This is a genomic window from Planktotalea frisia, from assembly GCF_001890925.1.
Taxonomy (GTDB): Bacteria; Pseudomonadota; Alphaproteobacteria; order Rhodobacterales; family Rhodobacteraceae; genus Planktotalea; species Planktotalea frisia.
In genome coordinates this window covers 1-10851 of the sequence record NZ_MLCB01000008.1, presented here as the reverse complement: position 1 = coordinate 10851, position 10851 = coordinate 1, and the positions used below count along the sequence as shown (strand labels likewise).

The following is a 10851-nucleotide window of genomic DNA, read 5'->3' as shown; positions in this document are numbered from 1 at the left end:
AGCAACCGCCCAAAACCTCCGGAAACTCGCTAAGCTCAAGCCGATGGGACCAGCCGCAGGGTGAAAGGCAGGGTGGTTACGAACAGCCAAATGAAATCAACGTAATCACCAGCATCAATGGGCCAAAAACAACGAGTTTTTCAACACAATCAGCCCAACTTGACCGATGCTGCAAGTCGCACGAAAGTCGGCTTTGGTGTCATTTTGCAAGATCAAGGCTGCTAAACAGGGCTCACGCCTATTCGGTTTCCTCTCTCTTGGACGCGCTGCCGTAAAACGCTGGTTTACTCTTGCCCGTCGCATCGAAAACTTTACGGTCACAGCATGGAATCAAAGAGCCTTCAATCGATGCAATCATCCGCCAAGAACGCAACCATGCGTTTGCTGGCCGTTCGGTCAAGGCGTCCGGGTCGCATTCCTTTTTCCAGAATGCGTGCGGGTCCAGGTCACAAATAACCCGACCGCCGATTAAAAAATCGCTAAGCGTAAAATTCTTGGACCAATTTTGAGTAATTTGGTAGGTCTGTGGCAAGATCTTTGCCCAAAAAATCAATGAAATACATCTGTCTTAGCTCTTTTTCCCCAACGCAGAAATCTGTATTTGGAATGGCTCAAGACTAGCGGCAAAGGCGTCGATGAATTCCAGTGTGATCGCAGATGGACGCTTTAGGGTAGGGCGCACCAAGGAAAGCCTGTGTGCAATAAGGGGCGAAAAAGGTCTGATCTGAATATTCTGACCCACAAATTTCATAGCATCCAATTCACTGACGATTGCGACCCCTAAACCATTGGCAACCAACTCGCACGCGGCTGTGAATTGCCTCGTTTCCACGAGCGTTTTCAAAGTTGTGTTTTCGTCGAGAAAAGCACTTTCAAGACTTTTAAAGAAATCGCTATCGCGGCGGGTGTGGATGATCTTTTCGCCAGCCAGCAAAGTCGGCGTAATCTCTGCGTAGCGCTCTAGGTGATGGTTCTTGGGAAAGATACACACCGTCCGCACATGGATATCCTGACTGAGAACGGACGAATGCCCGCGAAACCCATCTGTTATTCCAAAGTCGAATTGCTCGTCGATCATCCACTCTAAGATACGTTCAGGTCGATCGGGTTCGATCGTAAAACTGACTCCGGGGCGATCTTTTAGAAAATGCGCGATAACAGAGGGAAGATGACTGGTCGCAAAACCAGGTAAGCACGCGATTCTAATGTGGCCTGCCTTGCGTTCGGTTATGCTTTGACTGACTTCACCGATTTGACCCATCAGGTCCAGAACCCGTTGGATATCAGCTTGGAGAAAGCGCACTTCTTGTGTTGGAACGAGCCGACCACCTCTGCGATCAAAGAGCGAGAAACCCAAAGTTTGCCCCAGATCAGCAAGTAAACGACTGACTGCAGGTTGGCTGATGCCCATTTCCTTTGCCGCAAGCGTGACGGTGCTGTGTTGAATAACGGCCATCAAAGCTTCGAATTGGCGCAGTCGTAGTTTTTGTTTCATAGGGGTTCATGGCATGCGCATCCGTAAAAATCCATAATGCAATGTTATATTTTTTCCTCATTTTGCTGTCTTGTATTATAGATGTGGCGGTGTATCGTTTTGATGTCTGAACTTGCGAAACGGGCAGTGCCCGGTTCGTTAAATTGGCAACGCACTACAAAAGTGCTCTGGGAGGAAACTATGAAAAATTCACTAATCGGCGCTCTCGCGTTATCCACAATGTTGACGCCAATCGCGGCGTCCGCGCAAACCGAAGTGCAGTTTTGGCACGCCTTTACGGGCCGCCTTGGCGAACTTGTCGCCGCACAAGTTGAAGAATTCAACGCAAGTCAAAGCGACTATGTTGTCGTGCAAAGCCACAAGGGCAACTATTCAGAAACGCTCAATGCTGGCATCGCAGCGTTCCGCGCGGGTGAGCAACCGCATATCTTGATGGTATTCGAAGTCGGCACAGCCACGATGATGGCCGCAAAAGGCGCGGTGCGTCCGGCGCATGAAATCATGGCAGCAGCAGGCGGCGCGCTTGATCAAGACAGCTATATTGGCGCGGTCAAAGGGTATTATACATCTACAGAGGGCGACATGCTGTCCTTGCCTTTCAACGCATCCACGCCCGTTCTTTGGGTCAACCGTGATGCGATGCAAGCAGCGGGCGTTGATCCTGACACGGATCTCTCCACATGGCAGAACGTAGATGCAGCGCTGACAGCCCTCAAAGCGGGCGGCGAAGAATGCCCGTTGGTCACCGCTTGGCAAAGCTGGATTCACCTCGAGAACTTCTCGGCGTACCACGATGTTCCGTTTGCCTCCAAAGACAACGGATTTGCGGGTACGGACACTGAGCTGATGCTAAATGGCGAAGCGCAGGTTGCGCACCTGACGGCGATGGGCCAATGGGCGCAGGACGGCAAGTTCATCTATACGGGTCGTCGCAATGAGGGTGGTGCAAACTTCCGCTCGGGCGATTGTGCTTTGTTCACGGAAAGCTCTGCTGGCTATGCGGGCATCAGTTCCGAGGCCGAGTTTGACTTTGAAGTGCGCCCACTTCCGTATTGGGAAGGCGTTGGTAATGCGCCTCAAAACACCATCATCGGTGGCGCGTCTTTGTGGGTCATGGAAGGTCATGACGATGCTGAGTACAAAGGCGCAGGCGCGTTCCTGAACTACTTGTCGTCCTCGGCAGTTCAAGCCAAATGGCATCAGGACACAGGCTATCTACCGATTACCGCAGAAGCGAGCGAAGCCACCAAAGCTGCGGGCTTTTATGAGGCGAACCCGGGCACGGACATCGCTGTGATCCAGATGACTGCGAATGACACAACGGCCAACTCCAACGGCTTGCGCCTTGGCTCGTTTGATCAGATCCGTGGTATCATCGACGAAGAGCTGGAAGCGATCTGGGCAGGCGATAAGTCTGCGCAAGAAGCAATGGACAGCGCCAAAGAGCGTGGCGATGCGTTGCTACGCCGCTTTGAAGCTGCGAACCGCTAGGTTCTAAAAGGCAGGCCCTGAACTGGGCCTGTCTCTTTCATTCGGGGGCGAAAATGGAAAAACGGGTAACATTTCGTGGCTGGTGGCTGCCTGCATTGCTGATTGCACCGCAGGTTTTGATTTCGGCAGTGTTCTTTTTCTACCCTGCAGGTCAAGCGATCTGGCAATCTCTGTTCATCCCCGATCCCTTTGGTCTGTCGTCCCAATTCGTCGGACTGGGCAATTTTGAATATCTTTTGGGCGACCGATATTACCGCGCCTCGTTTTTGACGACTGCCATCTTTTCCATACTTGTCACGCTGTGCTCCATGATTCCCGCGCTGTTTCTTGCCGTGATCGCGGATCGCTTGATCAAAGGCTCGGGCGTGTACCGCACAATGCTGATCTGGCCCTATGCAGTGGCCCCCGCAATTGCAGGCGTATTGTGGCTCTTTATGTTTAACACCCGCGTCGGCGTGGTGTCTTGGTATCTCGGCAATCTTGGCTATGATTGGAACCATGTGCTCAACGGCGGCGAGGCGATGGGGCTTGTTGTCGTAGCCTCTGCATGGGGGCGGATCAGCTATAATTTCTTGTTCTTTTTTGCAGCCCTTCAAGCGGTTCCGCGCTCGGTTATTGAGGCGGCCGCCATCGACGGCGCACGTTTTTGGAAGCGGTTCTGGACCATCGTGTTGCCTTTGCTCTCGCCAACCACCTTCTTCTTGCTGGTCGTCAACGTGGTCTATTCCTTCTTTGAAACCTTTGGTGTGATCCACACGATCACTTCGGGCGGGCCGCAGCAATCTACGACGATTTTGGTATATAAAGTTTTCTCGGACGGTTTCGTGGGCCAAGACCTTGGATCGTCCTCCGCGCAATCTGTGATCTTGCTCTTTGTCGTCGGGTTGCTGACCATCATCCAATTCAAATTCGTTGAGAAAAGGGTGCATTACTGATGGCGCGCGAAATCCATGGAATGGTTGAGAAACGCGGCGCGGGCCTGTGGTTGACCCATGTTTTTATGATCCTTGGCGTGCTTGTTATTTTCTTTCCGATCTGGCTGGCTTTTGTGGCCTCTACCGTCACCCAACCTGAAATCGTCAAACCACCGATGCCGCTATTGCCCGGCGATCAGTTTTGGGAAAACTATTCTAAGGCGCTGTTTTCAGGCGTGAATGTTCCAGTGGCGACAATGCTGTTTAACAGTCTTGTCATGGCAATCGGGATTGCCGTGGGCAAGATTGTGATCTCGTTGCTGTCCGCCTTTGCGATCGTCTATTTCCGCTTTCCGGGCCGCATGGTTTTCTTTTGGATGATCTTTTTGACGCTTATGCTGCCTGTCGAAGTGCGCATTGTCCCAACTTACGAAGTGGTCGCAGGCTTTGGCATGCTCAACAGCTACGGCGGATTGATCTTCCCGTTGATTGCGTCCGCCACAGCGACTTTCCTGTTCCGCCAGTTCTTTTTGACCATTCCCGACGAGTTGGCCGAGGCCGCGCGAGTGGATGGCGCAAGTCCGATGCGGTTTTTCTGGGATATCGTTGTTCCGATGAGCCGCACCAATGTCGCGGCCTTGTTCGTCATTCTGTTCATTTACGGCTGGAACCAATATCTCTGGCCGCTGCTCATCACCACCGATCCAGAGATGAATACGATCGTTATGGGCATCAAACAGATGTTTCCTTCGGGCGATGACACGGCGGATTGGCCCGTGATTATGGCGACCTCCATCCTTGCGATGATCCCTCCGGTGATCGTCGTGGTCAGTATGCAACGGCTGTTTATCCGCGGCCTCGTCGATAGCGAGAAATAAAATATGGCAACGGTTTCCCTCAAGGACGTCAAAAAGAGTTTCGGCGCGACACATGTGATCCACGGGATCACGACCGAAATCGAAGATGGCGAGTTCATTGTGATCGTCGGCCCGTCCGGATGCGGCAAGTCTACGTTGCTGCGGCTGGTTGCGGGGCTAGAGACGTTGTCGGCGGGGGATGTGTTGATCGGCGGTGATCTTGCAAATGATAAAGAGCCGATGGATCGCGACATTGCGATGGTTTTCCAAAACTACGCGCTTTATCCGCATATGTCTGTGCGCCAGAACATGGGGTATGGCCTGAAGATCGCCAAACTGCCCAAGGACGAAATCGAGGCTAAAGTCGTCGCAGCCGCCAAGCTGTTGCAGCTCGAAGCTTTGCTGGACCGCAAGCCAAAGCAACTGTCCGGCGGTCAACGTCAACGCGTTGCAATGGGTCGCGCGATTGTGCGTGAACCTGCGGTCTTTTTGTTTGATGAGCCACTGTCGAACCTTGATGCAAAACTGCGTGTTCAGATGCGTCTGGAGATCAAAGAGCTGCAATCAAAGCTGGGGATCACTTCGCTTTATGTGACCCACGATCAGGTCGAGGCGATGACGATGGCGGATCGAATGATTGTGATGAATGCTGGCGTTGCAGAGCAGATTGGCACGCCGCTAGAAGTCTACGAGACACCGCGCACGCTGTTTGCCGCGCAGTTCATTGGTAGCCCCGCGATGAACATCGTCGACGCAGAGGTGAAAGAGGGGCAGGTGTTTTTTCAAGGACAAGCAGTCGCGCCAGCCATTGGCGCTGATGGAGCGGTGAAACTAGGCGTCAGACCTGAACATCTAGTGCCTGATGACGAGGGTGCTTTGAAGGTTTCTGTGAAACTGGCAGAGCCGCTCGGCGCCAACACTCTTTTGCATGGCACCATTGAGGGTTCTAGCGATACCTTTACGGTTAGTTTGCAAGGTGTGCACCAATCCTCTTTGGACAGCGATACGCGCAGTTTTCGCATCGAACAGGGTAGTGCACATATATTTGATGTGACCTCAGGCCTGCGCCGCGTGGTGGATTAAGACTAAAGGTGCACTTTTCGAGACACGTTAGCGTTTGTTCCCAAAACACTTAGCTGACGTTCGAATTCTTGTCGATTTCTAATCAGCGGTTTTCAAGTATGGGGCAGCGTCTACAAACTCATAGCGGTTGATCGTGAACGGCTCTACAATGGCGTGACGGAAACGCAGACACGCTTCGTAAGAGCTGCAATTCAGGAGTGGCCGATTTGGTTGAGCCAGAGACATTTACGTTCCTTGCAGATCTTGCAGCGAACAACCGCAAGGTCTGGATGGATGCACACCGCGAGGAACGTGACGATGCTCTGCGCAACTTTACGGGCATTGCGACGACACTTCATGATTATGCGGATCGGTTTGACCACAACGTGGCTGCGGCACGGATCAAACCAAAGCAAAGTTATTCCAAGTTCTTTCAGGAAGCGCGTGATCGCGTTGGGCCCGGCCTGTACCGCACGGATATTGATGTGTTTGCGAACGCTGGTAATCCATCTGAGGATGTCGGCTATTATCTCCATATCGAGCCCGGGAATTGCCACGCTGGGGCTGGGCTTTTCCACCCCTCAAAGGCCGCACTTGCCGTCCTGCGGTCGCGTCTGGTCGACGATCCGAATGGGATTAAAAACCTCGTAAACGATCTGGATTTCAAAGAGGCGTTTCCTGACGGAATTGTTACACGCAAAGCGCTAAAGACTGTTCCTGATGGTTTTGACAATAACGATCCAGCTGCGAAGTATTTGAAAATGGTCGGCTTAGGCTGCCGCAAGGACCTGCCAGATGCGCTTTTGCTAGAAGACGACGTGATTGAGCAATTGACTAACATCTTTCGCTCAGCCAGCCCGCTGGTGAGGCACTTTGAGTGATTGTATCATCTACAGGTTCTTGAAACGATGTTCTACTTTTTGCTATCCGCCATAATATTCGGCCCTTGCGGAAGTTGGCTCAAGCTTAAGGTGTTGCGTGGCAGCTTCCCTTAAACAGAGCTTTGATCTTAGAATAATAATTTAACGCCGCGGGAGACAGGATAGCAGGCCAAAGCTCAATAATATGACTTCAAATATGGCTGATACAGCACTTACTCATGATCGCGGTTTTTAAGTGCGACGGTCCCATCTCGATCGTGAGATCAGGCGTCGATCTTCATCGGTTCTGAAGAGCTAGTACCGATACGACCCTGTATTTTTCTGTAATAGCTAGCATCGCCAGATCTTGGCCTTGCTATTTATGATATAAAGCATACTCATTGAGATAGGTCTGACGCAGTCAAAGGCCGTTGATCATATCTGGCGGAGCTCTCTGCTTGAAAAAGTGGCTGGAAGCCATTGATCGTCATTCTTTCTAACAACAGATTTTCCGGTTTTAAGCAGGTTTTTCGTTTGTGTTCTCATTTGCAGAACACCTACGGATAGTCCTTCTGAACCTACTTCATACGGACTTTTGTTGACGCTTCAGACCCGCAGGTCCCTGTTCTCTATCGAAATAAATTCACGCAAAATCGTTTGCAAAGCTCAATGAGTTTCGCGGCGATCGAAGCTCAAGTCTAACTCTTCTCGACGGGCCTGAGATCTGCGCCCATTCACTCAAATTCGCAGCCTGCCACAACTGTGTGACGGAGATGCTAACCAACTAAAGGAAAGAACATGGCCAAGGGCAAAAACAGCAAAAAAGAAGCGAAAAAACCTAAGCAGGAAAAGGCGAAAGTCTCTGCAACCGCGGGCTCAGCTGGCGGAAAACCTGGCATCGCGATTGCTGGAAAAAAAGTGAGCTAACGGGTTTTCCTCGCCTAATTGGCGTTGAAAACAAAAAACAGTGTGGCGGCGCTTTCTCCGTCTTAAGGATCAAATATGACTCTTCCAGAATGGACTAAACCAGGCATCTATGGCGCAATTGTTGGTGCAATTATCCTCGCGATTGTTGGCTTTAATTGGGGTGGATGGACGACAGGCGGGACCGCTGAAAAAATGGCACAGGACCTTGCAGATGAAGCGGTGACAACGGCCATGGTGCCTATCTGCCTGAGCGCCTCCAAAGCGGACGCAGAGCGTGTAGAGAAGCTTGCAATCATCAATCAAGCCACACGTTTCAAGCGGCGCGATGCGGTTATGGACACTGGTTGGGCAACTCTTCCTGGCGCTGAAAAGCCAAACCGCGATTTGGCTGCAGCTTGCATGGAAGAGCTCGGCTTAGACGCGACATAAGCTCTAGATAACGTCCATCGTGCCAATCTTAGGTACGGTGGACAGTCCTTTGCATATTGCGCCCGAATGGCGCAGACCTGATATAGCTTCAAAGATGTTTCTGCCTTATCGAGAGTTCCTTCTCTAAATGCTTTGCAAAACATTGAATTTCATTAAAGGAATGCGCGATGTCAGATGCTCCCGATAACGCTGAAAAAATTCACTATATTTGCCAAACCTACGTCGAAACCAAAGGCGCAAGAGGGGGGCCTGCTGGTCTGAAGGTCGACAAACAGTTCCAATACACCAGCGAAGCTGACGCTCAAAATCGCGCAGAACGCGAAAGCCAACGTGAAGGCTGCGCGGGCGCAGATGCCTATATGATTATCGAGGATGCAGGCTCTGGTGAAGTAAGTGCACCAAACTTCATTGTCCGTCTTGGAAACGTGCCTGACGACGATTCCTGATCGTGCTCAGCAAGCTCAGGAATCGAAACGCTGGTCCATGCGCCCAAACTGTTAGCGAGTGCCTTGTACCAGTTTGAATAGGCGTCACGTGGTGCAGCGAAAAGCTTGGGAATATGCTGACGCATCCTTGCGCGCGGCTGGCCAAAACGACCTGAGCGGTGGGCATAATTTCTAGATCACCACCTGCATAGCTGCTCGCTTCGCTCAGTTGTAGAACCAAGGTAAGCTTGCGCTTACTTGCTGCTTGGCCTGCACCGATATCAGAATGCCAGCCAAAATGTCCGTTGTTTGTGGCTTTGTATGTCGCGACCTGTGGGCTTTCTGCAAATTCGCGTAAATCGAAATCGAAGGTGGCGCTGTTACACCTGCGCACCACATCAATCAAGCGATCCATCACCCAGTCGAGTTCCGCAACGTCGTCGATCCACACGAGTTCGGCTTTGCGCAGTTCGTGGCTTTGGGTCTGGCCTACCAGCAATGCATCTTGGCGCGCAACATCGGCGAGTGCCGCAACAATATGTTTGCATTCTACAATACTGAACGCATCGGGAATGGTGTGAAGAGCCAACATATCTTGTTCCTTTTTCGAAGCATGAAAGCATCCCGAAAAGCACCGCGTTGATAAGGCGCGATCACAAGAAGAGGGCCATTAGGGCGTGGTTTAATGGATTGTAACAAAGGTTCGCGAGGGGTGCGCAACCTTTGCGTTATCAAAATCTAGTGTAGGTTCCTTGGCGCATTGAATTGCGCCAAAACCATCTGTTTTATTTTGGTTGAGGATGTGCGGGGATTGTAACGCACCTGCGCAATCTCTTTGCCCATTTGTTTCAAATAGGCATTCACATCCAAATTATGGGTGTTGCTGCCCCAATCTTCGCCGATCACGAAGATATCGGCATTCACGGCCTTGCACCCAGAGACGTATTCCAAAGCATGATAGGGACGCACGATGTCCACGCAGCTGAGCGCTTGCAACATTTCAACACGCTGCTCTAACGGTACAACAGGGACATTGGGCTTATAGAGGTTGACCACCTCGTCAGAGGCCACGCCCACAGCGAGTGTATCCCCAAGTGACTTGCAGTGGTTCAGCAGAGCAAGGTGGCCAACATGAAGTAAATCAAAAGTACCAACGGTATAAACGATCATTCTTCGCTTTATCCTTTTACCTGCCCACAGACCTGTGATAGCCAACGGCATCTGAATGCACGCTAACGTATTTTTTATTCAGTAGTTTCAGACAATTAAGCCGATAGCTCTCCGGACTTTTTAAAGTCTGGAGTCGATTGGTGCTTTGAAAACTACACGTTTCAAATGCACACAGAATGGGAGGCAGAGAGTGCCTGTCAACATTGACAAGGGCTACGCTGCTCTAACTCAAGGAACCCGTTATGACAACCGAAAACGCGAATGCGCTCGATCTGCCGACCCGCCCGATCCTGTCCTATATTAAGGATCTTCCCAATTTATGCTCGCTTGCGGGCCTCGGCTGTACGCTGCTTGCGATCTATTTCATCATCACAGGCGTTTACGCTGCTGCAATGATCGGAATGATCTGGGCCGTTGCATTCGATTGGGCTGATGGGCTGATCGCCCGCCGCATGAAGGGACGCACTGGGGCGGATAGCAAGTTTGGCGGCCAGCTGGATCTGCTCATTGATATTGTCAGTTACGGCGTCACGCCTGCGCTGTTGATCCTAAGCTATGCAAATTTTCACCCAGCCTTCTTGCCCGTTGCGTTCATCATGCTCGTCTTTGGGGCGATCCGACTGAGTTACTTCAGCACGTTTGGCTTGTCAGGTGATGCGAAATACACAGGGCTAGCGATTGATAATAACAGCATTTCGCTTGTTTTCATCTTTATGTTTGCAGGTTATTTCGAGCGTCCGCTCTTTGCGATAGTTCTCGCCATCTGCGGTCTGTCTCTTGCGATACTAAACGTTTCGCAAATCAAAACACCAAAGCTATCTGGAAATCCAAGAAACGTCGTCGTTTTGGCGATCTACACGCTTGCCGTAAGCGCTTTCTATGGGTCGAGTTTTGTTTAAACAGTGCTCCGATGAGCAACTTTCTGTTTCCACGCGTGCCGCAAGAAATTGATTTACGACACTGTCTCCGAAAGGCACAGGTACATACTAAAATAATCTATGTCTGTTTCGTTTTGGGTTAACTTCAGCGAGATCATAGCGTCAGTGCACTGACAGTGAATGATGCCTCAAGCTGTTAAAGTAGCGGACAATGTGAGCTACCCCCGAAATTCGGACACTGACGTAAGCTACGATTTGTAGTCTGCTGATCTACAACAAGAAGGAGATCTGAAGTGGTCCTACTAATTCGGACAGGTTTGTGGCTCAGCTAAGATGTAATCGG

13 protein-coding genes are annotated in these 10851 nt (G+C 51.1%); 9 read left to right on the top strand and 4 right to left on the bottom strand.

Going from position 1 to position 10851, the window contains the following annotated elements; genetic code table 11:
• Positions 1-238: 238 nt before the first annotated feature.
• Positions 239-532, bottom strand: coding sequence for a hypothetical protein (locus PFRI_RS00455; protein WP_139292060.1), 294 nt, complete (start codon positions 530-532; stop codon positions 239-241).
• A gap of 36 nt (positions 533-568) precedes the next feature.
• On the bottom strand, positions 569-1495 hold the full coding sequence (locus PFRI_RS00450; protein WP_072628804.1) for a LysR substrate-binding domain-containing protein: 927 nt from the start codon (positions 1493-1495) through the stop codon (positions 569-571).
• A gap of 180 nt (positions 1496-1675) precedes the next feature.
• Between PFRI_RS00450 and ugpB the strand changes: the two genes are divergently transcribed.
• From ugpB to PFRI_RS00415, 8 genes are all read left to right on the top strand, one after another.
• Positions 1676-2986 (top strand): sn-glycerol-3-phosphate ABC transporter substrate-binding protein UgpB, encoded by a 1311-nt coding sequence (gene ugpB / locus PFRI_RS00445; RefSeq protein ID WP_072628803.1) that lies wholly within the window; start codon positions 1676-1678, stop codon positions 2984-2986.
• A gap of 53 nt (positions 2987-3039) precedes the next feature.
• Positions 3040-3921, top strand: coding sequence for a sn-glycerol-3-phosphate ABC transporter permease UgpA (gene ugpA, locus PFRI_RS00440; protein ID WP_072628802.1), 882 nt, complete (start codon positions 3040-3042; stop codon positions 3919-3921).
• A 20-nt stretch (positions 3922-3941) separates the two neighbouring features.
• Positions 3942-4778 (top strand): sn-glycerol-3-phosphate ABC transporter permease UgpE, encoded by an 837-nt coding sequence (gene ugpE / locus PFRI_RS00435; RefSeq protein WP_072628807.1) that lies wholly within the window; start codon positions 3942-3944, stop codon positions 4776-4778.
• Between the two features lie 3 nt (positions 4779-4781).
• A complete protein-coding gene (gene ugpC, locus PFRI_RS00430) occupies positions 4782-5840 on the top strand; it encodes a sn-glycerol-3-phosphate ABC transporter ATP-binding protein UgpC (protein WP_072628801.1) in 1059 nt (352 codons plus the stop codon).
• Between the two features lie 197 nt (positions 5841-6037).
• Complete coding sequence (locus PFRI_RS00425) at positions 6038-6700, top strand: DUF2461 domain-containing protein (protein WP_245812178.1); 663 nt, start codon at positions 6038-6040, stop codon at positions 6698-6700.
• A gap of 777 nt (positions 6701-7477) precedes the next feature.
• Positions 7478-7606 (top strand): hypothetical protein, encoded by a 129-nt coding sequence (locus PFRI_RS21770; protein ID WP_281249291.1) that lies wholly within the window; start codon positions 7478-7480, stop codon positions 7604-7606.
• 75 nt (positions 7607-7681) lie between these two features.
• On the top strand, positions 7682-8035 hold the full coding sequence (locus PFRI_RS00420; protein ID WP_072628800.1) for a hypothetical protein: 354 nt from the start codon (positions 7682-7684) through the stop codon (positions 8033-8035).
• Between the two features lie 167 nt (positions 8036-8202).
• Positions 8203-8481: a hypothetical protein gene (locus tag PFRI_RS00415; RefSeq protein ID WP_072628799.1), complete on the top strand. Its 279-nt coding sequence runs from the start codon at positions 8203-8205 to the stop codon at positions 8479-8481.
• Here the strand turns inward: PFRI_RS00415 and PFRI_RS00410 are convergent.
• Together PFRI_RS00410 and PFRI_RS00405 are read right to left on the bottom strand one after the other, a co-directional pair.
• Positions 8441-9052, bottom strand: coding sequence for a 2OG-Fe(II) oxygenase (locus PFRI_RS00410; RefSeq protein WP_072628798.1), 612 nt, complete (start codon positions 9050-9052; stop codon positions 8441-8443). The genes PFRI_RS00415 and PFRI_RS00410 overlap by 41 nt on opposite strands.
• Positions 9053-9198: 146 nt before the next feature.
• Complete coding sequence (locus PFRI_RS00405) at positions 9199-9630, bottom strand: FAD synthase family protein (protein WP_072628797.1); 432 nt, start codon at positions 9628-9630, stop codon at positions 9199-9201.
• Positions 9631-9872: 242 nt separating this feature from the next.
• Here PFRI_RS00405 and PFRI_RS00400 point away from each other — a divergent pair, with 242 nt between their 5' ends.
• Complete coding sequence (locus PFRI_RS00400; protein ID WP_072628796.1) at positions 9873-10529, top strand: CDP-alcohol phosphatidyltransferase family protein; 657 nt, start codon at positions 9873-9875, stop codon at positions 10527-10529.
• Positions 10530-10851 lie beyond the last annotated feature (322 nt).